This window comes from Chloroflexota bacterium, from assembly GCA_011322445.1.
Classification (GTDB): domain Bacteria; phylum Chloroflexota; class Anaerolineae; order Anaerolineales; family DRMV01; genus DRMV01.
In genome coordinates this window covers 92,711-117,361 of sequence record DRMV01000033.1, presented here as the reverse complement: position 1 = coordinate 117,361, position 24,651 = coordinate 92,711, and the positions used below count along the sequence as shown (strand labels likewise).

23 protein-coding genes and 1 tRNA gene are annotated in these 24,651 nt (G+C 64.1%); 13 read left to right on the top strand and 11 right to left on the bottom strand.

All coding sequences use genetic code 11. The annotated features are described in order from the left end of the window. Positions 1 to 174: 174 nt before the first annotated feature. Both ENJ54_06765 and gcvT read right to left on the bottom strand, forming a co-directional pair. Positions 175 to 263: transfer RNA gene (locus tag ENJ54_06765), tRNA-Leu, on the bottom strand. Between the two features lie 67 nt (positions 264 to 330). Beyond that, on the bottom strand, positions 331 to 3,537 hold the full coding sequence (gcvT, locus tag ENJ54_06760) for a glycine cleavage system aminomethyltransferase GcvT (protein ID HFC09534.1): 3,207 nt from the start codon (positions 3,535 to 3,537) through the stop codon (positions 331 to 333). Positions 3,538 to 3,686: 149 nt separating this feature from the next. Here gcvT and ENJ54_06755 point away from each other — a divergent pair, with 149 nt between their 5' ends. The 8 genes from ENJ54_06755 to ENJ54_06720 all read left to right on the top strand — a co-directional run bounded on the left by ENJ54_06755 (position 3,687) and on the right by ENJ54_06720 (position 9,592). Continuing rightward, positions 3,687 to 4,283: a ComEA family DNA-binding protein gene (locus ENJ54_06755; GenBank protein HFC09533.1), complete on the top strand. Its 597-nt coding sequence runs from the start codon at positions 3,687 to 3,689 to the stop codon at positions 4,281 to 4,283. A 94-nt stretch (positions 4,284 to 4,377) separates the two neighbouring features. Then, a complete protein-coding gene (locus ENJ54_06750; GenBank protein ID HFC09532.1) occupies positions 4,378 to 4,866 on the top strand; it encodes an HIT domain-containing protein in 489 nt (162 codons plus the stop codon). Between the two features lie 45 nt (positions 4,867 to 4,911). Beyond that, a complete protein-coding gene (locus ENJ54_06745) occupies positions 4,912 to 6,117 on the top strand; it encodes an acetyl-CoA C-acetyltransferase (protein ID HFC09531.1) in 1,206 nt (401 codons plus the stop codon). Positions 6,118 to 6,216: 99 nt separating this feature from the next. After that, the gene (locus tag ENJ54_06740; protein HFC09530.1) at positions 6,217 to 7,104 is read left to right on the top strand and encodes a 3-hydroxybutyryl-CoA dehydrogenase; all 888 of its coding nucleotides are present in this window, start codon (positions 6,217 to 6,219) and stop codon (positions 7,102 to 7,104) included. A 153-nt stretch (positions 7,105 to 7,257) separates the two neighbouring features. Next, positions 7,258 to 8,496 carry an exodeoxyribonuclease VII large subunit gene (gene xseA / locus ENJ54_06735; GenBank protein ID HFC09529.1) on the top strand — a complete coding sequence of 413 codons (1,239 nt, stop codon included), beginning with the start codon at positions 7,258 to 7,260 and terminating at the stop codon, positions 8,494 to 8,496. Further along, complete coding sequence (locus ENJ54_06730; GenBank protein HFC09528.1) at positions 8,474 to 8,896, top strand: ACT domain-containing protein; 423 nt, start codon at positions 8,474 to 8,476, stop codon at positions 8,894 to 8,896. Before xseA ends, ENJ54_06730 begins: the two co-directional genes overlap by 23 nt. Then, entirely contained in the window at positions 8,886 to 9,146 is a 261-nt protein-coding gene (xseB, locus tag ENJ54_06725; protein ID HFC09527.1) for an exodeoxyribonuclease VII small subunit, read from the top strand. The genes ENJ54_06730 and xseB overlap by 11 nt, the downstream gene beginning before the upstream one ends. Further along, positions 9,143 to 9,592 (top strand): divergent PAP2 family protein, encoded by a 450-nt coding sequence (locus ENJ54_06720; GenBank protein ID HFC09526.1) that lies wholly within the window; start codon positions 9,143 to 9,145, stop codon positions 9,590 to 9,592. Before xseB ends, ENJ54_06720 begins: the two co-directional genes overlap by 4 nt. Before the next feature lie 125 nt (positions 9,593 to 9,717). On the opposite strand, the gene ENJ54_06715 is transcribed toward ENJ54_06720, so the two are convergent. From ENJ54_06715 to ENJ54_06675, 9 genes are all read right to left on the bottom strand, one after another. Next, complete coding sequence (locus ENJ54_06715) at positions 9,718 to 10,704, bottom strand: HD domain-containing protein (protein HFC09525.1); 987 nt, start codon at positions 10,702 to 10,704, stop codon at positions 9,718 to 9,720. A gap of 6 nt (positions 10,705 to 10,710) precedes the next feature. Beyond that, on the bottom strand, positions 10,711 to 11,430 hold the full coding sequence (gene rnc, locus ENJ54_06710; GenBank protein ID HFC09524.1) for a ribonuclease III: 720 nt from the start codon (positions 11,428 to 11,430) through the stop codon (positions 10,711 to 10,713). Between the two features lie 173 nt (positions 11,431 to 11,603). Next, entirely contained in the window at positions 11,604 to 12,845 is a 1,242-nt protein-coding gene (gene fabF, locus ENJ54_06705) for a beta-ketoacyl-[acyl-carrier-protein] synthase II (protein HFC09523.1), read from the bottom strand. Then, the gene (locus tag ENJ54_06700; GenBank protein HFC09522.1) at positions 12,842 to 13,972 is read right to left on the bottom strand and encodes a pyridoxal-phosphate dependent enzyme; all 1,131 of its coding nucleotides are present in this window, start codon (positions 13,970 to 13,972) and stop codon (positions 12,842 to 12,844) included. Before ENJ54_06700 ends, fabF begins: the two co-directional genes overlap by 4 nt. Before the next feature lie 38 nt (positions 13,973 to 14,010). Further along, a complete protein-coding gene (locus tag ENJ54_06695; protein ID HFC09521.1) occupies positions 14,011 to 14,751 on the bottom strand; it encodes a molybdopterin converting factor in 741 nt (246 codons plus the stop codon). Positions 14,752 to 14,773: 22 nt separating this feature from the next. Then, positions 14,774 to 15,019 (bottom strand): MoaD/ThiS family protein, encoded by a 246-nt coding sequence (locus ENJ54_06690; GenBank protein ID HFC09520.1) that lies wholly within the window; start codon positions 15,017 to 15,019, stop codon positions 14,774 to 14,776. 3 nt (positions 15,020 to 15,022) lie between these two features. Continuing rightward, positions 15,023 to 15,508 carry a cyclic pyranopterin monophosphate synthase MoaC gene (gene moaC / locus ENJ54_06685; GenBank protein ID HFC09519.1) on the bottom strand — a complete coding sequence of 162 codons (486 nt, stop codon included), beginning with the start codon at positions 15,506 to 15,508 and terminating at the stop codon, positions 15,023 to 15,025. 152 nt (positions 15,509 to 15,660) lie between these two features. Continuing rightward, on the bottom strand, positions 15,661 to 19,110 hold the full coding sequence (gene mfd / locus ENJ54_06680; protein HFC09518.1) for a transcription-repair coupling factor: 3,450 nt from the start codon (positions 19,108 to 19,110) through the stop codon (positions 15,661 to 15,663). Positions 19,111 to 19,155: 45 nt separating this feature from the next. After that, on the bottom strand, positions 19,156 to 19,737 hold the full coding sequence (locus ENJ54_06675) for an aminoacyl-tRNA hydrolase (protein ID HFC09517.1): 582 nt from the start codon (positions 19,735 to 19,737) through the stop codon (positions 19,156 to 19,158). Between the two features lie 141 nt (positions 19,738 to 19,878). Between ENJ54_06675 and ENJ54_06670 the strand changes: the two genes are divergently transcribed. From ENJ54_06670 to ENJ54_06650, 5 genes are all read left to right on the top strand, one after another. Continuing rightward, on the top strand, positions 19,879 to 20,196 hold the full coding sequence (locus tag ENJ54_06670; GenBank protein HFC09516.1) for a hypothetical protein: 318 nt from the start codon (positions 19,879 to 19,881) through the stop codon (positions 20,194 to 20,196). Positions 20,197 to 20,290: 94 nt separating this feature from the next. Next, positions 20,291 to 21,844, top strand: a complete 1,554-nt coding sequence (gene gatA / locus ENJ54_06665) for an Asp-tRNA(Asn)/Glu-tRNA(Gln) amidotransferase subunit GatA (GenBank protein HFC09515.1) — start codon at positions 20,291 to 20,293, stop codon at positions 21,842 to 21,844. A gap of 35 nt (positions 21,845 to 21,879) precedes the next feature. Then, positions 21,880 to 22,278 (top strand): GxxExxY protein, encoded by a 399-nt coding sequence (locus ENJ54_06660; GenBank protein ID HFC09514.1) that lies wholly within the window; start codon positions 21,880 to 21,882, stop codon positions 22,276 to 22,278. A gap of 40 nt (positions 22,279 to 22,318) precedes the next feature. Then, positions 22,319 to 23,749: an Asp-tRNA(Asn)/Glu-tRNA(Gln) amidotransferase subunit GatB gene (gene gatB, locus ENJ54_06655; GenBank protein ID HFC09513.1), complete on the top strand. Its 1,431-nt coding sequence runs from the start codon at positions 22,319 to 22,321 to the stop codon at positions 23,747 to 23,749. An 83-nt stretch (positions 23,750 to 23,832) separates the two neighbouring features. Continuing rightward, complete coding sequence (locus ENJ54_06650; GenBank protein HFC09512.1) at positions 23,833 to 24,645, top strand: hypothetical protein; 813 nt, start codon at positions 23,833 to 23,835, stop codon at positions 24,643 to 24,645. Positions 24,646 to 24,651: the final 6 nt, after the last annotated feature.

The window sequence follows — 24,651 nt, the reverse complement described above, 5'->3', positions numbered from 1 at the left end:
TTGGGAAGGCGACTTCGGAGGGCTTTTTGGAGGAGGAAAGGCGGCAGCCTTTGCAACGCTGTACCTGCCAGACGAGGAGAGCCGCCAGCAAAGGATGGCGGGGCCAAGGAAGGAAGGCCAGCCAAGGAGGGCATCAAAAGCAAAGGTTCCCACACTGCGGTGGGAACCTTGAGATGGTGGGGCGAGTGGGAGTCGAACCCACACGGGGCTTGCGCCCCAGAGGATTTTAAGTCCCCGGCGTCTGCCTGTTCCGCCATCGCCCCGGGTAGGGCAATTCTACCCGCAAGAAGGCGAGGGCGTCAAGCGTGTGGGGAGATTGCTCCCCCCGGCCTATTTCGGGAACCGCCTCACCACCACCGCCGCGGTGGGCAGGGGCAGGCTGTCGCCCGGTTGCAGTTCGGCGGGGGCTTTGGGGGCTTTCTTCAGCCGCTCGGCGCCTTGCAGGATGAACAGCGGTGTGCCCTCAGCAGTGTACTTGCGCAGCACCACCGCCTGCCCGGTCAGGTAGCCTTCCCGGTCGATGGCGCAACTGGTCACCACGCCGATCACCTTGCCGCGCTTGTCGAGCACCGGGTCGCCGAGGTGCGCCATGCGGACGTGCCTGTCGGTGAAGCGGAAGCGCACGATTTCCTGCTGCCGCGTGGCCTCGCGGGCCAGGAAGGCCTCGCGGCCGATGAACCACGGCTTGTAGGTCTTGACGAACCTGGCGAAACCGGCCTCGCCCACGCCCAAATTGAGCGTGCCGCCCATCTCGTGGCCGTAGAGGGGCAGCCCGGCCTCGGTGCGCAGCGAATCGCGCGCGCCCAGCCCGCACGGCTTGAGGCCGAAGGGTTCGCCGGCCTTGAGCAGCGCTACGAAGAGGTCCGCTGCCCGGTCGGGGTGCACGAAGAGTTCGAAAGCCATCTTTTCGCCCGTGTAGCCCGTGCGCGAGACGATGAGGTCGAAGCCGCCCACGGTGGCACGAATCACATGGTTGCGCTTCATCCGGCGGATGCGGCGCTCGGTGGCGGCATCCACGCCCAGGGCCAGCAGCACATCCCGCGAGCGCGGCCCCTGCAGGGCTAAATCCACCCGCATGTCCGCGCCTTCTTTGGGATCGCGCAGGTTGCGCAGCACCGCGCTCCGGCCAAAGGCCTGCGCCCACGGGCGTGCATTATCCACCTTCACCTTGCCTTCCCTGACCGCGTTCAGCCAGGCCCAGTCCTTCTCGTCGTTGGCAGCGTTGACCACCACCAGATAGGCTTCCGGCTCGTAGCGGTACACATACAGGTCGTCGATCACCTCGGCGTCGGGGGTGAGGAAGTGGGTGTATTCCGCCTCGCCCACCTTGAGTTTGCCGATGTCGTTGGCGTACACGCTGTCCAGGAAGGCGGCAGCGTCCGGGCCTTCCACCTGATACACGCCCATGTGGGTGACGTCGAACAGGCCGGCGGCCTCGCGCACCGCGAGGTGCTCTTCCAGCACCGAGGAGTACCACACCGGCATTTCCCAGCCCGCGAAGGGCACCATCTTCGCGCCCAAACGCTTGTGCAGGTCGTAAATGGGCGTGCGGCGCAGGGTTTCGGGTTCGGTTTCTTCCCATTGGAAGGCAGGGAGGGATCTCTCCCCACCCCCCGCCCCCCTCCCCTCCCTTACTAAGGGAGGGGAGGGGGAGACTGCAGCCGAAGGCTGCGGCGGGGGAGGGGTGAGATCCAGACCCACGAAGTACGGCTTGCTCTCTGCAGGCTGCACCTCCCCCTGGGGCAGCGCGTCGGGTTCCCCATCCAGGGCTTCCAGCACCCACACCGGGCCGGGGATTTTGCGCGTGAGGTCGTCATCGCCAAAGGCAATGTAGCCATCGGAGAGGTCGCGCAGGTAGGTCATCACCAGGGAAGCCTGCTCGCGCGGCACGGTCAGGCGGAAGCGGCGGGGTTCCACACAGCGCAGCGTGCCCTGTACCCAGCCTTTGGGGGTGTGCAGGCGGGTAGGCTGCGTCTGGCCGGGTTCCAGGGCTTCCACATCCGAGGCCAGGGCAAAATTGAGGAACTGGCGCACCCGCTCGCCGCCGATTTCCAGCACCGTGAGGTCGCCCGCACGCTGGGGTTTATCATCGGCATAGTAGAAGTGGGGGTAGCCGAAGCCCTGGGGCTCGAAATCCCGGCCGGCGCGCTCGGCCAGGTCGCGCACCCGCAGGCGGGCTTCCTGCAGGGCGTCGTAATCCACCTTGGCGCGCTGCTTGCCGTCCACGGTGTAGGGCGTGACGGCCCAGAGCAGGTCGGCGATGACATCGGCCAGTTCGCGGCTCATGGCCTCGTCGAAGCCCCGCTGGGTCAGCCAGGGCGTGCCCATGCGGATGCCCGAGGGGTTCTTCGCGCCCTTGTCGCCGGGGATGGTGTTGCGGTTGACCACGATGCCGGCCACATCCAGAATGCGGGCGGCCAGGTCGCCGGAAAGGGGCGTTCCGTCGGGGCCGCGCACGCTCTTGCAGTCCAGGTTCATCAGGTGGGTGTCGGTGCCGCCGTAGGGGATGCGGAAACCCCGCTCGGCCAGACGGTCGGTGAAAGCGATGCAGTTTTTCACCACCTGATGGGCATACTGGCTGAACTGCTCGGTCTGCGCCAGTTTGAACAGCAGGGCTAAAGCAGCGAAAACATTGACATGCGGCCCGCCCTGCTCGCCGGGGAACACGGCGCGGTCGATCTTGCGGGCAATCACGGGATTGGTGGTGAGAATGACCGCCCCGCGGGGGCCGCCGAGGGTCTTGTGGGTGGTGAAAGAGATGACGTGAGCATAGCCTACGGGCGAGGGGTACGCCCCGCCGACTACCAGCCCCGCGACGTGGGCGATGTCGGCCATCAAATACGCGCCCACTTTGTCGGCAATGGCGCGGAAGCGCGCCCAATCCACACTCCACGGATAGGACGAATAGCCCGCGACGATGATTTTGGGCTTGTGTTCCAGCGCCAGGGCTTCGATCTGGTCGTAATCCAGGCGCTCGGTTTCCGGGTCCACCGTGTAGTGCACCGGATTGTAAAGTTTGCCCGTGCGGTTGGCGCGCGAGCCGTGGGAGAGGTGCCCGCCGTGGACGAGGTGCATGGAAAGGATGGTGTCGCCGGGCTGGATGAGGGCGTGATAGACCGCGTTGTTGGCCGGTGCGCCGGAGAGGGGCTGGACGTTGACGAAAATGTCATCCGCACTCACGCCGTTGGCCGCGAAAGCCTCCGCACAGCGGCGGCGGGCTAAGGATTCCACGATGTCGGCGTATTCCACGCCCTTGTAATAGCGCGGGTCGGCCAGGCGGCGGTATTCGGCTAAGCGGGCTTTGTAATCCAGAATTTCCTCATCGCTCAGCCAGCGCCAGTGCTCCGGTGGGTAGCCTTCAGCGTAAATGTTCTGGAAGGCCGAGGCCATGGCCTCGCGCACGGCCAAAGGCGCCTGGCTCTCGCTGGGGATGAGAATCAGCCGCCGCACCTGCCGCTCGGCTTCCACCTGGGTGAGTTCGTACAGGGCGGGGTCAAGGTCTTTGAGAGAACCGCGGAAGAGGTAGTCTTGAGTCATGGAAATTCTCCAATTGCGGCTGGGCAAGGATAGGGAACAGGCTCCTGTCAAACGCACCGAAATTATAAACCCTTTCCTCTTGTGGGGGCAGCAGGAGTAAAATAAGGGTGTCAGCGACGTGTGCTTCCCCCTCGGGGGTGTGATGTGACATGGAGGGTGTGATGAAGCGCTGGATAGACCTTGCGTTGGGCGTTTTGGTCGGGGTGGTGCTTTCGGGTGTTGCTGTGGCTGTGGCAGCGCCACCCCGTGGAAAGCCGGTCGTTTTGCTCCCGCCGCCGCCCACGCCGACGCCTGCACCGCTGGTGGTGGATGTGGCGGGGGCTGTGCAGCACCCTGGGGTGTATGCGCTGCCTCGCGGCAGCCGCGTGCGCGATGCCATTATGGCGGCGGGGGGCTTCCGTGCTGATGCTGCGCAGGAAATCGTCAACCAGGCCGCCAGGCTTACCGATGGCTTGTGGATTTACGTTCCCTTTCGCAATACCCCCACACCCTATGGGGTGACGCCGACACCCGCTCCGTTGGGCACTATGATCTCACCGGAAGCGCGGGTGAACCTCAACACAGCCACGGCCGCTGAACTGGAAGCCCTGCCGCGCATTGGGCCGGCGTTGGCTCAGCGCATTATTGACTATCGCCGCACGCACGGCGCTTTCCAAACGGTGGACGACCTGCTGGCCGTCAAAGGCATTGGCCCTGCGCTGCTGGCGACTTTACGCCCCTATGTCACCGTGGGGAAGACCCCTTAGCAATCCGTATTCTGTCCCCGCGAAAAATCGTTTTCTGCTACAATAGAGCACGCGGCGCTCACCTCTGCGCCATTTTCATGCTTTCGAGGTGCTCATGGATTATCTCTGGTCTCCCTGGCGGATGGAATACATTGAAAACCACATTCGTGAAGAAGGCTGCGTGTTTTGCAAGGCGCAAAAGCAGCCCGATAGCCCCGAAAACCTGATCGTTTATCGCGGGCAACGGGCTTTTGTGATGCTCAACCGCTACCCCTACACCAGCGGCCACCTGATGGTCATCCCCTTTCGGCACGAGGCCGACCTGGTGGCGCTGGACGCCGACACCCGGGCTGAAATGATGGAATTGACAGCCCAGGCCATTCGGGTGCTGCGGGCGGTGTATCACCCGCAGGCGTTCAACGTGGGCATGAACCTGGGGGCTGCCGCAGGCGCAGGTATTGCCGCTCACCTGCACATGCACATCGTGCCCCGCTGGTCGGGCGACACCAATTTCATGTCCACCCTGGCGCAAACCCGCGTGCTTCCCGAATCGCTGGAAACCACCTACGCGCGGGTGCGGGAGGCGTGGGCAACTGAGGCATAAAACCGGGCGCAGGCTCGGTTTATTTTTATCACCGAGGAGGCACTTGTGGACAAGAACACCGTTCCCGTCATTCTCAGCGCCGTGCGTACCCCCATGGGGCGCTTCCGTGGAGCGCTTTCGCCTCTCCCCGCCGTGAAACTCGGCGCGGCCGTGGTGCGGGAAGCCGTGGCCCGCGCAGGCCTTCCCGACCTCGCGGCTATTGAGGAAGTGGTGATGGGCAACGTCGTCACTGCCGGGGAAGGCCAGAACCCGGCGCGGCAGGCTGCAATTTTTGGTGGCCTGCCTGCCACCGTGGGCGCGTTCACCGTCAACAAGGTGTGCGGCTCTGGCCTCAAGGCCGTGATGCTGGCTGCCCAGGCCGTGAAAGCCGGGGATGGACGGCTGTTCGTGGCGGGCGGCATGGAAAGCATGAGCAACGCACCCTTCCTGCTGTGGGGGCGTCTGGGCGAATTGCGCTATGGCCACAGCCAGTTGACCGACGCCCTGCTCAAAGATGGCCTCTGGTGCCCCTTCGAAGACTGGCACATGGGCGGCGCGGCGGAGTTCATCGCGGAGCAGTTTGGCATCACCCGTCAGGAACTGGATGAATTTGCCTATGCCAGCCACCAGAAAGCCATTGCCGCCATGGATGCCGGCAAGTTCAAGGCCGAAATCGTGCCCCTGGAAATCCCCGGTCGCAAGGGCAAGGTCACGGTGGTGGACACCGACGAAACCCCGCGCCGCGACACCTCGCTGGAGGTGCTTGCGAAACTGCGCCCGGCTTTCAAGCCCGATGGCATTGTCACCGCGGGCAACTCCCCCGGCCTGAACGACGGCGCGGCAGCCCTGGTGGTTGCCAGCCAGGCCTATGCCGAGGAAATCGGCGCGCAGCCCCTTGCCCGCATCGTGGCTTACGGCTACGCCGCGGTGGAACCCAAGTGGATTTTCTCCGCCCCGGCCAAAGCCATTCCCAAGGTGCTTGCCAAAGCGGGCTGGACGCTGGACGATGTGGACCTGATCGAACTCAACGAAGCCTTTGCCGCCCAGGCGCTGGCCAATGGCAAGGAACTCGCCGACATGGGCTGGGATTGGGACAAGGTGAACGTCCACGGCGGTGCAATTGCCCTCGGCCATCCCATCGGTGCGAGCGGGGCGCGCATCCTCACCACGCTGATTTACGCCCTCAAAGACCGCGGCCTGAAGCGCGGCATCGCAGCCCTCTGCCTTGGCGGCGGCGAAGCCGTGGGGATGGCGGTGGAGTTAGGCGGTTAGTTACCTGGTCGATGAGTGACCTGGTTACTTGGTTTGTTCCATCACCAGGCAACCAGGTCACTAGGCAACGAAGTAACCAAGCAACAAAGGAGTGAAGAAATGAGCATCAAGAAAATTTTCGTCGTCGGCGCAGGCACTATGGGCAACGGCATTGCCCAGACCGCCGCGGTTTCCGGCTTTGAAGTCACTATGATGGACGTCGTGCCCGAGCAGATCGAGCGTGCGAAAAAGACCATTGACAAATCCACGGCCAAACTGCTGGAAAAGGGCAAAATCACCGCCGAGCAGCGGGAAGCCGCCCTCAACATCCGCACTACCGACACCTTGGCCGATGCCGCCGATGCCGACCTGGTCATCGAAGCGGCCACCGAAAACCCCGCCATCAAACTGGACATCTTCCGCGACCTGGACGGCATCACCCGCCCCGATGCGATTCTGGCTTCCAACACTTCTTCCATCCCGATTACCAAAATCGGCTCGGTCACCCAGCGCCCCGAAAAGGTCATCGGGATGCACTTCATGAACCCGGTGCCCCTGATGCGGCTGGTGGAAGTCATCCGCGGGCTGGCGACTTCCGACGAGACCACGGCCACCGTGTTTGAGGTTTCCAAGGCCATGGGCAAGGTGCCTGTGGAAGCCAACGACCGCCCCGGCTTCATTTCCAACCGCATTTTGTGCCCGATGATCAACGAAGCCGTGTTCGCGTTGGAAGAAGGCGTCGGCTCGGTGGAAGCCATCGACACCGTGATGAAACTCGGCATGAACCACCCCATGGGGCCGCTTTACCTTGCCGACCTGATCGGCGTGGATGTGGTGCTGTTCGTGATGGAAGTGCTCCAGCGCGACCTGGGCGACGACAAATACCGCCCGGCTTATTTGCTGCGCAAGATGGTAGACGCGGGCTACTTAGGGCGCAAGACCGGCATCGGCTTTTACGATTACCGCGAAAACCCCAAGGGTGTGCCCAACCCGCTGGTGGATAAATAAAGCGAGAAACCACAGAAATTCACCGAAGGCACAGAAGGGGATGGAAAAGGCATAAAACCCCACCGAATCTGTGTTTTCTGTGCAAATCTGTGTAATCTGTGGTTTGACTTAACCGCCTGCCCCGCGCAGGCGGTTTTCTGTTATCATTAGGTCATGCTGTTCGAAGAATTCTTCCGCCCCCCCGTTTGGACGATTACCGACCTCACGCGCTACATCCGCGACCTCGTTGCCAGCGATGACAACCTGCGCGAATTGTGGGTGCAGGGCGAGGTTTCCAATTTCAAAGTCGCTTCCTCGGGGCACGCCTACTTTACCCTCAAGGACGGCAAGGCTCAACTGCCCTGCGTGATGTGGAAACCCCAGGTGCTGCGCCAGCAGCGCCATTTTCTGCCCCGCAACGGCGACGCGGTGGAAGCCCACGGCCATATTGACGTCTACGAAGCCGGAGGGCGCTACCAGTTTTATGCCGATGTGCTTCGGCCGGTGGGGGAAGGCGCGCTCTATCGGGAATTCCAGCGCCTGAAGGCCAAACTGGAGGCCGAGGGGCTGTTCGACGAAGCCCGCAAGCGCCCCCTGCCGCGCTTTCCGCAGCGCATTGGCGTGGTGACTTCGGCCACGGGCGCCGCCCTGCGCGATATTCTCAACACCCTGCGCCGCCGCTATCCGCTGGCCGAGGTGGTGCTTGCGCCCGCGCTGGTGCAGGGGCAGGAAGCCCCCGCCGCCATTGTGGAAGCCCTGCGCGCCTTGAATGCCCATGCCCGCCCCGACCTCATCATCCTGGCGCGCGGCGGCGGCTCGCTGGAAGACCTGTGGGCCTTCAACGACGAAGCCGTGGTGCGCGCGGTGGCGGCTTCCGAAGCGCCGGTGATTACCGGCGTGGGGCATCAAACTGACTTCACCCTGGCCGATTACGCCGCCGACCTGCGCGCCCCCACGCCCACCGGTGCGGCGGAACAGGCCGTGCCGCACCGCGACGACCTGCTGATGGTGCTGCGGGGGCTGGAAACCCGCCTGAACCGCGCTGCAATGGCGGCTTTGGCTTCCCGCCGGGCAGATTTGACCGCGCTGGAAGTGCGCCTGCAGCGCCACGCGCCGCTCTACCGCCTGTTTTCGCAGGCGCAGCGCCTCGATGAACTGGCTCGCCAGATGGATACCGCGGCCCAACATGCCTTTGCTCTGCGGCGGATGCGGCTGGAAGGGTTGACGCAACGGCTGGAAGCCCTGAACCCCCTCGCCGTGCTGCGGCGCGGCTATGCGTTGGTGACCGACGCCAAAGGGCAGGTCGTGCGGCAGCCAGCGCAAGCGCCCGTGGATGCCGAGATTCGCGTTCGTCTGGCGGAAGGCGGCCTGCGCGCCCGGGTGACAGCCCATGACAACGACCCTGCCCGCTGAATCTTTGCGGTTGAGCGCGTTGCCGGCGGCATATTTCATTTACCGCCTGCCGCCGGAAGCCGCCCTGCCGGTAGCACTGTGCCAGGCCGAAGGCGTTTTCTGTGCTCGCACCGTTGGCGAGATTTCGCTGTTGCTTCCGGAAAGCCTCCCCGCCCCTGAAAATTCCCGCCGCGAGGGGCCGTGGCGCGGCTTTCGTGTGGCGGGCGCGCTGGATTTTTCGCTGGTGGGTGTGCTGGCGGGGCTGAGTCAGGTGCTGGCTGCCGCGGGCACTCCGATTTTGGCGGTTTCCACCTACGATACCGATTACCTTTGGGTGCCTGCCGACCGCTGGTGCGCGGCGCGCCGTGCCCTCTTGCAGGCAGGCTATGTTTTTGAGGAGGATGCCGATGATGGCCGATGAAACCACCCCCCCGCCGGTTGAAACCCTGACCTACGAGCAGGCTTTTAGCGAACTGGAAGCCGTGGTCGCCGCGCTGGAACAGCAGGAGCACCCCCTGGAAGAAGCCCTGGCGCTTTATGCGCGCGGCCAGGCGCTTTTGCAGCGTTGCCGCCGCCTGCTGGAAGAGGCCGAATTGAAGGTGCAGCGTTTGAGCGGCGGGGCGTTGCAGCCCTTTGCCGCCGACGATGAGGCGGCGGGGGAAGGCGCATGAGCGCCTTGCTGCACAACGGCGTTTTCTGGAGCGCCTTCCTGGCCTGGCTGCTGGCGCAGGGCGGGAAGGTGCCGCTGGCTTACATCCGCACCCGGAAGTGGGATTGGGGCCTGTGGGTCAGCCCGGGCGGGATGCCGAGTTCACATTCGGCGCTGGTTTCGGCGGCGGCCTGGGCGGCAGGGCTGTGGCAGGGTTTTGGCTCGCCGCTGTTTGGCGTTGCGGTGGCTTTCGCCCTCATTGTGATTTACGACGCGACCGGTGTGCGCCGCCAGGCCGGGGAGCACGCGGCTTTGCTCAACCGCATCGTGGCCGATTTGCAAGACGGCCACCTGCCCGCGGGGGAAGCCCTGCGCGAAGTGCTCGGCCACACCCAGTGGGAAGCCTTCTGGGGCGTGGTGTTGGGCATTGCTTCGGCGTATGCGGTCTGGTTTTGGTGGGGAAGATAGGGCGTGGTTTGTGCTCAGATGCCAGACGGCACGGCCCCGAAGGGTCGCCTGCCCGCCGTAAAGGGAAAGGCTTGTCCCGGCGGGGTTCCTCGCAATGTGTGCCGCAATGTCTTTTGGATAGAGGTTTAGATCTTGCCTTCCTGCACAAGATGCACGAAAGTTTTTGCCATCTGGGGGTCGAAGATGGTGCCGCTCTGGCGCAGGATCTCGGCGGCTGCTTCGGCTTTGCCGAGGGGGTGCGTGCGATAGGGGCGGCGGGTGGTCATGGCATCGTAAGCATCCACAATGGCCAGCAGGCGGCCTTCGGGGGGAATGGCTTCACCGCGTAACCCTTCGGGGTAGCCTTTTCCATCCCAGCGCTCGTGGTGATACAGGATGTAGGGAATGGTGGGGCGCAGGTGGCTGACATGGCGCAGAATTTCAGCGCCGCGTTGGGGGTGTTCGCGCATGATGGCGCGCTCTTCGGGGGTGAGAGGGCCGGGTTTGTTGAGGATGTTTTCGGGAATGGTGATTTTGCCGATGTCGTGCAGCAGCGCGCCGAATTCCAGCAGCATCAGGTCTTCCGCCGACCAGCCTAAAGCCTCGGCCAGTTTGCGCGCGTAGGTGCTGACGCGTTCCACGTGGCCGCCGGTGTAGGCGTCGCGGGCTTCGATGGTTTTGGCTAAGATGGTGACGGTTTGCAGGTGGGCTTCGCGTGTGACCAGTTGCTCAACGGCCCGCCTGCGGTGCAGGCTGTTTTGCACCACGGCCAGCAGTTCGTCGGGGTGAAAGGGCTTGATGAGGTATTCGTCGGCCCCGAAGCGGCGGGCGGTCTGAACGCTGGAAGCATCGGCCAGCGCGGAAACCACGATGACCGGCACGGCTTCCCCTTCGGGCTGTTGGCGCAGGTAGGCAATCAGGTCGTTGCCGCTGCCGTCAGGCAGGCGCATATCTGCGATGAGTAAGGTAGGGGTTTCGTGGCGCAGCACGGCGAGGGCGGCTTTGATGGTGTGGGCAGAGAGGGTGCGGAAGCCTTGCTGGCTGAGAAATTCTTCCAGGATGTGGGTCAGTTCGGCGTCGTCGTCGACCAGAAGAATGAGCGGGGCAGAAGCAGGGGGGCGAGAAACAGTCATTAGAATTTATTCCGGGGGGAGTTCGCCGCGTTCCAGCCGTTGCAAGGCAACGCGGGCGGCGTTTTTGGTGGCTTCGCGCTTGCTGGGGCCTGTGCCGCGGCCCCACGGTGTATTGCCTACCACGACTTCAATTTCAAACCGGCGCTGGTGGTCAGGGCCTTCCACGCGCACCGTGCGGTAAGCAGGTGAATCGTAGCCCATGGCCTGGACGCGTTCCTGGAGCACGCTTTTGGGGTCTTCGTCGAGACGGCGTTCCAGAATGTAGTCAACCGCCGGTTCCAGCAGCGGGAAGAGAAAGTCACGCACGGCTTTCAGTCCGCTGTCCAGGTAAAGGGCGCCGATGAGGGCTTCGAAGGTGGCTGAGAGCAGGGTGTCACGCCGCCGCCCGCCGTGGGCGTCTTCACCGTGGCCCAGCAGCATGGCGCGGTCGAGCCCGGTTTGGCGGGCAAACTCGGCCAGTTGCTCGCGGCAGACCAGCGCCGAGCGCAAGCGGGTCAGCGCTCCCTCATCCATTTCGGGAAAGTGGTGATAGAGCCATTCCCCCACGACGAAATCCAAAATGGCATCGCCTAAAAATTCCAGCCGCTCGTTGTCTTCCAGCGCGTCGCGGTGTTCGTTGACGTACGAGCGATGGGTGAGCGCCCGAATCAACAGCCGCAGGTCGTTGAAGTGAAGGCCCAGGCGCTGTGCGAAGGCCTGGGGTGTTTCGAGCAAGCGCGTTTCCATAGAGCACACTCCTGGGAACGCAAGGAACGCCGACCGCCCAGCCGGGCTGGGTGGCCGGTGCTCGCCGCGTTCGAGGTTTTCAGCACCACAGATTTTGCGAATGGCTCACGCTTGGGGAACGCCGCGAAAATCTGCGGAATCTGTGGTTTGGGGCTCCCCGTGAGCATGAGGGGTTATCCGGTGTATTTGCGGAACACCAGAATGGCGTTGTGTCCGCCAAAGCCGAAAGCGTTGCTGATGGCAACTTCGACCGCATGTTCGCGCGGTTCGTTGGGCACGTAGTCCAGGTCGCATTCGGGGTCGGGGGTTTCGTAGTGGATGGTGGGCGGCACCACGCCTTCGCGAATGGCCTGCACGCAGAAGATGGCTTCCAGCGCACCGGTCGAACCCATCATGTGGCCGGTCATGGACTTGGTGGAGGAAATCGGGATGCGGTAGGCCTGCTCGCCGAAGGCGCGTTTGATGGCGCGGGTTTCGGAGACGTCGTTGAGTTGGGTGGCTGTGCCGTGGGCGTTGATGTAGTCCACTTCGTCGGGGGTCACGCCTGCGGTTTCCAGGGCCAGCAAAATGGCCTTGGCCCCGGCGGTGCCTTCGGGGTGGGGAGCGGTGACGTGATAGGCGTCGGCTGTGGCTCCGTAGGCGGCCAGTTCGGCCAGAATTTCAGCCCCGCGCGCTTTGGCGTGACGCTCGCTTTCCAGCACCAGGATGCCAGCCCCTTCGCCCATCACCAGGCCGTCGCGGTTTTTGTCGAAGGGTTGGGGCGTCATGCTCCAGTCGTCGTTGCGGCGGGAAAGCGCCCCCAAGCGGTCGAACGCGCCCACGCCGGTAAAGGTGATGGTGGCTTCGCTGCCGCCGGTGATGGCAACATCGGCGGCACCAGAGCGGATCAGGTGCCATGCTACCCCAATGCCATCGTTGCCAGAGGCGCATGCTGAGGCTGTGGAAAACGAGGGGCCGTGGAAGCCGTGGTGCATGGCAATCAGCGACGCGGCGCCGTTAGACATCATCATGGGAATCACGAAGGGGCTGATGCGCGAGGGGTCGCGTTTGTGGGCAATGAGGACGTTTTCCGAAAGCCGTTCCAGCCCCCCGATAGCCGAGGCGACAATCACGGCCACCCGGTAGGGGTCTTCGGTGTCGGCAGCGATGCCTGCCTGGGCAATGGCTTCCTGGGCTGCGGCGAGGGCAAATTGCTCAAAGCGGCTGGTGCGGCGCACTTCCTTGCGGTCAATGTATCGGGTGGGGTCGAAGTTTTTGACTTCGGCGGCAATGTGGACTTTCAGGCGCGACGCATCGAACAGTGTAATGGGCCCCACGCCGGAGGTGCCATGGAGTGCCGCTTCCCAGCTTTCGGCTACGGTATGCCCAAGGGGGTTGACGGTGCCCATGCCGGTGATGACAACGCGTTCGGTCATTGCTCTTTTTCTCCTTCGGAAACGGGGGTGACTTGGGGGGCCTTGAAACCACTACCGGTCAAGACAACAGCGATTGGGTCGGGCGCACAGTTGGCGATCTGGCGCAGGGCGTCCCATACGATGGCCGAAGTGGGTTCGACGAAGAAACCGCGGCGCGCCAGTTCCTCTCGTCCGGGCAAAATGGCTTCTTCTTCCACTACCAGGAAAGTGCCATCGTGGCCTTCGATGGTATTCAGAAGTTTGTCGCCCCACACTGGCCAGCGGACGCGCACGCCCTCGGCCACGGTAGGCAACTGGTCGGTAACCCATCCAAGGGCTTCGCGCCCGCCACGGGCCACGGCCCACACCGGCGCGCAAGCCAGGGCCTGGACGCCGAACAGGCGCGGCATTTTCTCGATGACGCCGCCTGCCAGCAGCGCCAGGAAGCCGCGCGCGATGCCCAGCAGCAGCCCGCCGTGCCCTACGGGGGCGACGACCGACGCGGGCGCGCCCATTTGCTCGTAGATTTCGTAAGCAATCGTGGCGTAGCCATCCAACCCGACGGGCAGGAAGGCGTGGCTGGCGTAGGGGATGCCGCGGTCGGCGTCCTGGCGGGCGGCTTCGGCGGCGGCGGAACGCGGGCCGTCCACGGCCACCACTTCGGCCCCGTAGGCGGCCATTTGTGCCCGTTTCACCGGCGAGGCGTAAGCCGGGGTGTAGATCCGGGCGTGGATGCCCGCGCGGGCGGCGTAGGCGGCAAACGCGGCTCCCGCATTGCCGGAAGAGTCTTCCACCGCGGTGGTGACGCCGCGGCTTTTCAGGAAGGCCGCCATCAGCGCCGCCCCCCGGTCTTTGTGGGATCCGGTGGGGTTGATGAATTCCAGTTTGAAGGCCACGCGCCGCCCAAAGGCTTCGTCCCATACCAGCGGGGTACGGCCTTCGCCCAGGCTGACGGGTGGGGTTTCCGGCGGCAGGGCAAAGGTGTGGCGGTAACGCCAGATGCCGGGCAGGGCATTGTCGACGGCTTCGGGAGCGAAGCGAGGGGCTTCGACGCGGTCGAAGATGTCGCCGCATTTGGGGCAGCGGTAGGGCAAAGCGTCGTCGGGGTAGGGGGTGCCGCAAGAAGCGCAGCGCCAGGGAATGCTCATAGGTGAAGTGCTCCGTGTTTGGTGCTTGGCGCCCGTGGTCAGTGTTCTGGAGGGGCTGAGGGGCGTTCGTCCTGGGCGGTGGGGTGGTAGTGGCCATGCACCCAATGCTCGCCCGACGGGCCGATTTCCTTTTTCCACACCGGCACGATTTCTTTGAGCCGATTGATGCCGTAGCGGGCGGCTTCAAAAGCGCCGTCGTTGCGGTGGGGGGCAGCGCAGGCCACCAGCACCGTGGGCGTGCCGGCTTCCAGCCGGCCGATGCGTTGCACCAGGACGATGCCTTCCACCTTCGGCCAGCGCTCACGAATTTCGGCGGCCACCTGTTGCAGTTTGGCCTCGGCCATCTCGCGGTAGGCTTCGTATTCCAGATAGGCGGTTTCCTGTTCACCGGTGCGGCCGCGCACCACACCGGTGAAGAACACCACCGCGCCCGTGGTGGGGGCGGTGATGCGGGCGACCAGGGCGTTCAAATCCAGCGTTTCTTCCGTCACCAGGGCGAGGGTGGGGAAAGCACTTTCCGGCGCTGCCTCGCTGCCGCCGGCGATGGGGTGAAAAAGCGCAACTTGCGCGCCATCGGGCACGATTTCATCGTCTTCGGCGGTGATTTCACCAATGGAAGTGACAATCCCCTGGAACGATTTGTCCAGTTCCGGGTAGCGTTCCAGCAGCAGGGCTTTGAGTTGTGCCACGGTGGTGCCGGGGGGGATTTCCAGCGTGAGACGCGGCACGCCGGTGATGTGCCGCAGCGCGCCGAAGAAGGTCACGGTAACTTGGGGCATGGGCGTTCCTCGGTGCGAAAAATCAGCCGCCGCTTACGGGGGGGAAGGCGGCAATTTCGTCGTCGGGGGTGAGGGGGGTGTCGTCGGTGGTGAAGGCGTGGTTGACGGCAATGACGGCGCTCTCGGCGTAAGGCTGCAGCGCGGGGATGGCTGCCAGGGCTTCCCGTAGTTGCCCGACGGTGGCATTGGGTGAGAGCGTGAGGGTAAGCGCCTCTTGCTTTGCAAGGTCGCGCAAGGTGGCAAAAAGAAGAACACGGTAAGCAGGCATAGGTTACTCGTTGATGACGTCGCCGCTCTGGCCGCCGTGTTTGCGCACCAGCCGGATGTTGGTGAGACGCATGGTTTTCTCGGCGGCTTTGGCCATGTCGTACACAGTCAGCGCGGCCACCGAAACGGCGGTCAGGGCTTCCATTTCGACGCCGGTCTGTGCCACGGTGCGGGCGGTGGCGGTGATTTCCACGCCGGGGAGGTCGTCCCGCAAGGCGAGTTCCACCGTGACCTGGCTGAGCGGCAGAGGGTGGCAGAGGGGAATAAGGTCGCTGGTGCGTTTGGCGGCCATCACCCCGGCAATTTCGGCCACGGTGAGCACATCGCCTTTCTTGAGCGCGCCTTTGCGAATCAGCGCGAGGGTTTCGGGGCGCATGTGCACTTCGCCTTTGGCCACGGCCACGCGCTCGGTCGGCGGTTTGTGGCCGACGTCGACCATGCGCGCCCGCCCCTCGGCATCCAGATGGGTCAGACTGGGTGTCGAAGACATGCCGGAATTATAACATTATTGCGGCGCGAGGCGGGGAAAGTTGGGATGAAAGGGAGCGGACAGCAATCCCGACTCCCTGACCACCCGACCACCCGACTATCCGACTTCCCGACTCCCTGACCACCCGACTATCCGACTTCCCGACTTCCCGACTATCTGACTATCCGACTATCCGACTTTCCCAGCATTTCCAGCCCTTTGATGACTTCCTCCTGCCACCCCTCCCGCAGGGGCAGCCAGTAGGCGCGGCTGCCGGTGCGCCAGGGCGGGGGTAAGGGGGGCAGGGGGCGTTTTTGCCCTGCGGGTGGGGGCGGCGGCTGCAGCACGACCTGCCCGCTGTCGGTGCGCACCGCGGCGATGCCTGCCCGCTCGGCCAGCAGTTTCACCCGCATCTGGTAGAGCAGGTTGGCCGCGGGCGGCGGCAGGGGGCCAAAGCGGTCTTCCAGTTCGGCGGCGAGGGCTTCCAGGGCTTCGGTGCTGCGGATTTCGGCTAGGCGGCGGTAGAGCGCCAGGCGGGTGCCCTCGTCGGGGATGTATTCCGGCGGCAGGCTGACTTCCAGGGGCAGTTCCACGCTCACCGGGCTGGGCATCGCAGCCAGCGCGGCTTCGGCTTCGCCAAAACCGCCTTCCGCGGGCAGGCCGCGGCTTTCCCGCAGGCGGCGCACGGCTTCGGCTAACAGGCGGGTGTAAAGGTGGAAGCCCACCGCGGCCATGTGCCCGTGCTGGCGGGTGCCCAAAATTTCGCCCGCACCGCGCATTTCCAGGTCGCGCATTGCGATGGCGTAGCCCGCGCCTAAGGCGGTGTGTTCGGCTAAGGTTTCCAGCCGCAGGCGGCCTTCTTCGGTGGGGGCTTTGCTGCGGTGGCGGAAGAAATAGGCGTAAGCCTGCACCGGCCCGCGCCCCACCCGCCCGCGCAGCTGGTAAAGTTGCGCCAGGCCGAAGGCATCGGCGCGGTCCACGATGAGGGTGTTCGCGTTGGGGAAGTCCAGCCCCGATTCGATGATGGTGGTGCTCAAGAGCACGTCCACTTCGCCGTTGGCAAAGGCTTCCATCACCTCGGCAAGTTGCTTTTCGGGCATCTGGCCGTGCCCCACTGCAATGCGGGCTTCCGGCACTAAGCGTTCCAGGTGGCGGCGCATGGCCTGGATGGTCTGGACGCGGTTGTGCACGAAGAACACCTGCCCGCCGCGGTCGAGTTCCCGCAGAATGGCGCGCCGCACCAGTTCGGGGTCGTAAGGCCCGACGTGGGTGATGACCGGCAGGCGGGCGGCGGGCGGGGTTTCGATGACCGAAATGTCGCGCACGCCGGTGAGCGCCATGTAAAGGGTGCGGGGGATGGGCGTGGCGGTCAGGGTGAGCACATCCACCGCTGTGCGCAGGCGCTTGAAGTGCTCTTTGTGCGCCACGCCGAAGCGCTGCTCTTCGTCGATGATGACCAGGCCGAGGTCTTTGAACTGGACGTCGCCGGAAAGCAGGCGGTGGGTGCCGATGATGATGTCGATTTCGCCGCGGGCGAGGCGTTGCAAGATGCTGCGCTGCTCGGCGGGGGTGCGGAAGCGGGAAAGCATTTCCACCACCACGGGGAAGGCGGCCAGGCGGCGGCGGAACGTGCGGTAGTGCTGCTGGGCGAGCACCGTGGTGGGCACCAACATGGCGACCTGCTTGCTATCCATCACGGCCTTGAAGGCTGCCCGCAGCGCGACCTCGGTTTTGCCATAGCCGACGTCGCCGCAGATCAGCCTGTCCATCGGGCGGGGGCTTTCCATGTCGCGCTTGACGGCCTCGATGGCCTTGCGCTGGTCTTCGGTTTCCAGGTAGGGGAAGGCGGCTTCCAGTTCGCGCTGCCAATCGGAATCGGGGGCAAAGGCGTGCCCCTGGGCGAGGTTGCGGCGGGCGTAGAGTTCCAGCAGTTCCTCGGCCATCTGCTGCACGGCTTCCCGCACGCGGCTTTTGGTGCGCTGCCAGTCGCCGCTGCCTAAGCGGGTGATGGAAGGCGGGCGGTCGGTGGGGCCGATGTAGCGGGTCAGGCGGTCGGCCTGGTGGATGGGCACGAAGAGTTGGTCGCCCTCGGCGTATTCCACGAGCAGGTAGTCGCGGGTTTTGCCTTCCAAGGTGCGGCGCACGATGCCCGCGAAGCGCCCGATGCCGTGGTCAACATGCACGACATAGTCGCCCGGCTGCAGGTCGGCGTAGGCGGCTTCGGGGGGCCGGGGCTGGGGGCGGGGGCGGCGGCGCACCTTCGGGGGGCGCCAGCCGAAAATTTCGGCGTCGGTGAAAAGGTGCACCGTGGCCTGGGGCGTGCGGAAGGCGAAACCGCCGCCCAGCGCGCTTTCGACGAAGGTGGGGGTGGATCCCACCCCTCCCCCTGTCCCCCTCCCCTCCCTTACTAAGGGAGGGGAGGGGGATACCGCCGCAGGCGGTGGGGGTGGGGAGAGATCTGCACCCGCGGGGGGCAATTTCCCCGCAAATTCCTCCTGCCACAGTTCCCGCAGGCGGGGCGTCTGGCGGGAGACGATGAAGACCTGTTCCCCACGCTGCAGCAGGGCGTGGACGGCTTCAAGGAAGGGGCGCACCTGCCCGCCGTAGCGTTCTTCGGGCTGGAAGGCGAGCGCAAGGGCGTCGGGGGGCAGGGCGCTGCCTGCACCGGCGGGGCCCAACGCCAGCCGCCGTACCGCCGCGGGGAAGGCTTCTAAGGAGGCCAGCCTTTCGGGGGGCACGATGCGGTCGGCGGCGTTTTCCAGGGCGCGGGCTTCGTGGTGTGCTTTTTCCCACGCCGTTTGCAGCGCGTCCCAGTCGTCGAACAACACCACCGAGCGGGGGGGGAGATAATCCAACAGGGTTGTAGTGGTTGGCATTTCCCCGGGAGATTCTCGCGCCGGGGCCAGCAAGACGGCGGGCAGGCGCTTGGTGGTGCGCTGGGTGGCGGGGTCGAAGGCGCGCAGGGTTTCCAGTTCGTCGCCGAAGAAATCTAGGCGGATGGGGTGGGGGGAGGTGGGCGGCCAGAAATCCAGCAGGCCGCCGCGGCGGGCGAACTGGCCGCAGGCGGTGACGGTGGTGACGGGTTCGTAGCCCAGGGTGACCAGATCGCGCGCTAAGGCGGTGGGGTTGAGGCGCTGGCCGGGTTTCAGGCGGCGGGCGGCTTTGAGGAAGTCGCGGCGGGGCAGCAGGGGCGGCAGCAGGGCGCGAGCGGTGGTGAGGATGAGGGGTGTTTGGCGGGCGGCGGCGGGCACGAAATGGGCCGCCAGCGCGCTCAACGCCTGCAGCCGCTCGGTGCGGGTGCGCTCGTCCCACCGTTCGGGCGGGTCGAAGGGACTGGGCGGTTCGGGGAAGGTCAGCAGGTCGGCGGCCTCGGCTTCGGGCAGCCACAGGCTGAGTTCCCGCCGGGCGAGCAGCAGGTAGTCGGCACGGTGGGTCAGCCAGACCACGGGAACCCCCAACGCCTTCCACAGCGCCACCGCCACCGGCAGGCGCGCGGCGCGGGGCAGCGCGAGGTTGGGCGGCGCGGTGGGGCTTTCCACCGTGCCGGGGATGGGGGCGCCCGCCCGCAGGGCTTCGGCCACGGCGCGCAGTGACGGTGAGGCGGTCAAAAGGGGAAGAAGCATGGGAAGAAAGTCAGGAGCCCGGCAGTCGGGTAGTCGCCAGGTCGTTTAGTCGTTGGTTTGGGGCGCATTGACGAAATTCATTGCAGCCTCCAGCCCCTCGTCCAGCCAGCGGAAGATGCCTTCCACGCCGCGGTCAAAAGCAATGGACATGGCTTCCAACTCGGCGGGGGCGAAGGGTTGGAGTACATAATCGGCGGCGTCCATGCGGCCGGGCGGGCGGCCAATGCCGAGGCGCAGGCGGGGGAATTCCTGCGTACCTAAGCGCTCAATGATGGAACGCATCCCCTTGTGGCCGCCGTGGCCGCCTTTGGGGCGCAGGCGCACCGTGCCGAGGGGCAGGTCGAGGTCGTCGTAGGCCACCAGCAGCCGCTCCGGCGGGATTTTGTAGAAGCGCATCAGCGGCCCCACGGCCTGCCCGGAGAGGTTCATGTAGGTTTGCGGCTTGGCAAGGATGATTTTGGCATTGCCGTAGCGGGCGTCGGTGGTCAGGGCTTTGAATTGCAGGCGGCGGAAGCGTGTGCCCAGCCGCTCGACCAGGCGGTCAACGAGCAGGAAGCCGGCGTTGTGGCGGGTTTGGGCGTATTCCCGGCCCGGGTTGCCGAGGCCGATGATGAGGTAGGTCAACATGGTGTGTTCCAGTGTCAAGTGTTTCCGTGTCATGTGGTGAAGCGGCACGAAGTAACCACTCACCAGGTAACGAATATACCACCCGCTATTTTACCAGCCGCCTGTGCTACAATTGTTTCATCCCCTTTTTGTGGAGGCAAGATGAGCGAGGAAATCGACCGCACCCTGTTCGACCATCTGGTGGAACTCGCTGCCTTTGAACTCGGCAGCGACGAGGCGGAATATCTCCGCAGGGAACTCAACAAGCAACTGGACGCGATTCACGAACTGGAAGCCGTGCCGCTGGACGCCGACACGCCCATCACGTCCCACGGCGTGCCCTACACGCAAGCCATCAGCGCGCCGCCGCGGGAAGACCGCTGGCAGCCCTTTCCCCACCCCGAGAAGTTGATGGCGCAGGCGCCCGAAACCGAGGACGGCTACATCGTCGTCCCCGACATCCCTCACGAGGAAATTTAACCGCAGATTACGCAGATTTCACAGAAAAAATCTGCGCTAATCTGCGAAATCTGCGGTTTCCTATAAGGAGAACGGCATGGAAGAAATTTTGCGCATGGAAGCCCACGAAATCGCCGCCGCGGTGCGGGCGGGGAAACTTTCGGCGCGCGACGTGCTGGAAGCCACCTTAGAGCGCATTGCCGCGGTGGACGGCATCCCCGGCCGCATCGGCGGCGACCCCGAAGCCGAGCCTGACAAAATTCACGCCTTCATCACCCTCACCGCCGAGCGCGCCCGCGCCCAGGCCGACGCGGTGGACGCCAAGGTCGCCGCGGGCGACGACCCCGGCCCCTTAGCCGGCGTGCCCTTCACGGTGAAGGACATTTTCGTGGTGGAAGGCACGCCATCCACCGCGGCGTCGCGCATTCTGGCAAATTACATCGGCCCCTACGCCGCCACCCCCGTGGAACGCATGGAAGCCGCGGGCGGCGTGATGTTGGGCAAGGTCAACCTGGACGAGTTCACCTTTGGATCGTCCAGCGAATCTTCGGCGTTCAAGCCCACGCCCCGCAACCCGTGGGATACCAGCCGGGTGCCGGGCGGCTCTTCGGGCGGCAGCGCGGCCGCGGTGGCCGCGGGCGAGGGCTGGCTTTCCCTCGGCACCGACACCGCGGGCTCCATCCGCCAGCCCGCCGCGTTCTGCGGCGTGGTGGGCCTAAAGCCGACCTACGGGCGGGTTTCCCGCTATGGGCTGATTGCCTTCGGCTCGTCGTTGGATACCCCCGGCCCCATCGCCCGCAGCGTGCGCGACGCGGCGCTGATGCTGCAGGTGATTGCCGGCCGCGACCCCCACGACGCCACCTCCGCCACCGTGCCCGTGCCCGATTACCTCGCCGAGTTGGAAAAGGACGTCCGTGGTCTGCGGGTAGGGCTTTCCCCCGACTATTTCCGCATTGTGCGCGCCGAGGGCGGCGAATTAGTGGAAGAGCCGCTGCCTGCGGAAATCAAACAGGCTGTGCTGGATACCGCCGAGCGCTTAGCCAACATGGGCGTGGAAATCGTGGAAGACGTCCCTATGCCGCACAACCGCTACGGCATTCCAGCCTATTTCGTGATTGCCCGGGTGGAGGCGGCTTCCAACCTGCACCGCTACGACGGGGTGAAGTACGGCTACCGCACGCCCGACCGGGTTGCAGATATGCGTGAAATGTACCGCAAGAGCCGCGGGCAAGGCTTTGGCCTGCAGCCCAAACTGCGGATTTTGATGGGGATGTACGTCAGCGCGGCGCAGTACAGCGAGCGGTATTACCAACGCGCGCTGCAGGTGCGCACCCTCATCCGCCGCGATTTCGAGGCAATTTTTGACCCCGAGGGCAAGTACCGCCTGGACGCCCTGCTGACGCCCACCACGCCGACCGCGGCGTTCCCCATGGGCGCGGTGTACGGCGACAGCGTGCTGATGCAATACGCCGACCAGTTGACCGTGGCCGCCAACCATGCAGGCGTGCCCGGCATTTCCGTGCCCGTGGCGCTGAACAGCGAGGGCTTGCCCCTGGGCGTGCAACTGCTGGGGCGCGATTACGACGAAGCGACGATTCTGCGCCTCGCCCGCGCGGTGGAAAAAACCGCAAATTTTCAACCGCAGATTACGCAGATTGCGCAGAAATAAAGCATGGCTCTGCATAGGCAGAGGGGCTTTGAGATATGGGCGCTTTGCGAGAGAATGACCCGCAGACTTACGCTATCATCGGCGCGGCAATGGAGGTGCACCGTGAACTGGGCCCTGGCTTTTTGGAAAGCGCCTATCACGAGGCATTAGCGCTGGAGTTTTCCCGTCGAGGTATTCCTTTTCAGCATGAGGCTGGTCTGCAGATTTACTACAAAAACCAGCCTTTGAAAACAGTTTATCGCGCCGATTTTGTCTGTTTTGGGAGCGTTATCGTTGAAGTGAAAGCGGTCGTCAAACTGGGGCGACTTGAGGAAGCCCAAGTCATTCATTACCTCAAAGCCAGTGGCTTTCGCAAAGGATTGCTGCTCAATTTTGGAGCGCAGAGCTTGGAATTCAAGCGATTTGTGTTGTCCAAGAAGTCCAAATCTGTGTAATCTGCGAAATCTGTGGTTTGTATTTGTCAAGGAGCGCGTTATGGAATACGAAGCCATCATCGGCCTGGAAACCCACATCCAACTCAACACCGAAACCAAGATTTTCTGCAACTGCAAAGCCGATTCGTGGGGCGAGCCGCCCAACACGAATATCTGCCCCGTGTGCACCGGCCAGCCTGGCGTGTTGCCTGTGCTCAACAAGGCTGTGGCGGAAAAGGCCGTGCTGCTGGCAACCGCCATGCACGCCGAGGTGCAGCGGGTTTCCTACTTTGACCGCAAAAACTACTTTTACCCCGACCTGCCCAAAGGCTACCAGATCACCCAGTTCGACCGCCCCATCGCCATCGGCGGCTACCTGGATTTGCCCATGCCCGAGGGCTACACCCGCCGCGTCAGCATCATCAAACTGCACATTGAAGAAGACGCAGGCAAAACCAAACACGCCAACGGCTACCGCCTGATTGACTTCAACCGTTGCGGTGTGCCGCTGATTGAAATGGTCACCGGCCCCGACCTGCGCTCTGCCGACGAAGCCGCGCAGTACCTCATCCGCCTGCGGCAACTGGTGCGCTGGCTGGGCATTTCCGAAGGCAACATGGAAAAGGCGCACATCCGCTGCGACGCCAACGTCTCCATCCGCCCCAAGGGCGCGGATTACCTCAACCCCAAGACCGAAATCAAAAACGTCAACTCCATCGAAGCCGTGCGCGAAGCCATTGCCACCGAAATTCAGCGCCAAATCCGCGAAGTGAAAGCCGGCGGCAAAATTGAACCGTGGACGTTGGAATGGGACGAGGACGCGGGCGTGCTCCGCAAGATGCGTTCCAAGGAAACTGAAGCCGACTACCGCTACTTCCGCGAGCCCGACCTGCTTCCGTTAGTGATGGATGATGAGTGGAAGCGCCGCATCCTCGCCGACTTCCCCGAACTGCCGCTGGAGCGCCGCGCCCGTTTCATGGCGCAATACGGCCTGCCGGAATACGACGCCGACATCCTGACCACCGAGCGGGCGCTTTCCGACTACTACGAAGCCGCGCTGCAAGCCTACAACGGCGACCCCAAGCGGGTTTCCAACTGGGTGATCAACGAAGTGCTGCGCCTGCTCAACGAGCGCGGCCTGAGCGCCGACCAACTCAAGGTCACGCCGCAATACTTAGCGATGATCATCCGCCTGGTGGACAAGGGCACGGTCAACACCTCCACCGGCAAGGCCTTAGTGGTGAAGGTGGAAGACACCGGTAAGCCGCCTAAGCAGATTGTGGAAGAAGAGGGCTTGGCGCAGGTCAGCGACGCCGGCGCGCTGCGGGCAATTTGCGAGAAAATCGTGGCCGCTAACCCCAAAGAAGTGGAAAAATACCGCAGCGGCAAGACCTCGCTCATCGGCTGGTTCGTGGGGCAGGTGATGCGCGAGACCCGCGGCAAAGCCAACCCCAAAGAGGTGCAGAAAATCTTGCGCGAACTGCTGGGGTAAGAGAACCGCAGATTACGCAGATGACGCAGAAAAATCTGTGAAATCTGCGTCATCTGTGGTTTATCCCCTGCTGGAGGTGGCGCATGAAAGGCTTACTTTCGTTTGTGTTCGTGTTGCTAATTATGCCCATCGGGCACGCCTTCATGGTGCTCACCGAAAAATACGCCAGCGGCTATGTAGCGCATACCGCGGTGGCGCTGACCGTGCTCGGTTTGGCCATCATCGCCGCCACGCGCTGGATAGAGGATGAGGCATGGCAGAGTTTCTGGGGCATCCTCGCCGGCACGTTTGTGTGGACGGGCGGCGTGGAGTACGGCTTTCTCTTCGCCGCGAAGCGCTTCGGCGTGCCCACAGTGCATGGCACGGGCGGCGAATACATGCTGTTGGAATACACCGCCGGGCTGGTGTTGGGGCTGGTGGCTTATTTGCTCTACCAGGAAAGCGTGCGTTGCTCGCTGGTGCTGTGGCTGCGGCGCAAACTGCCGCTGATGCGCGGGCCGGTGGCCGCTGGACCGGTGCACAACTACGGGCCGCGGGCGGCCTTTGAAGCCTTCAGCGTGCTGTGGTTCTTCTATGTGGTCATGCTGATTGCCTACGACCTCGGCGTGCATTCGTGGGCGACCTGCTTGCTCTTCATCACCGCGTTGGGCGGTGGTGGGTATGCCCTTTACCGCCTCTATCACCAGCGGGGCTGGGGCATGTCCCTGCGCTATGCCTTCCCCACAGTGATTTTGGTATGGATGGGTGTGGAAATTTTAGCCAAGTGGAAGGTGTTTACCGAACCGTGGATCGCCATCAATGTCCCCTTCATGATCGCGGTGGTGCTGGCCTTCCTCTTCATGGCTTACCTGCTCGTCGACCACCTGCGCCATCGGGGCGAACGGTCTGTGGAGTAATGCTGC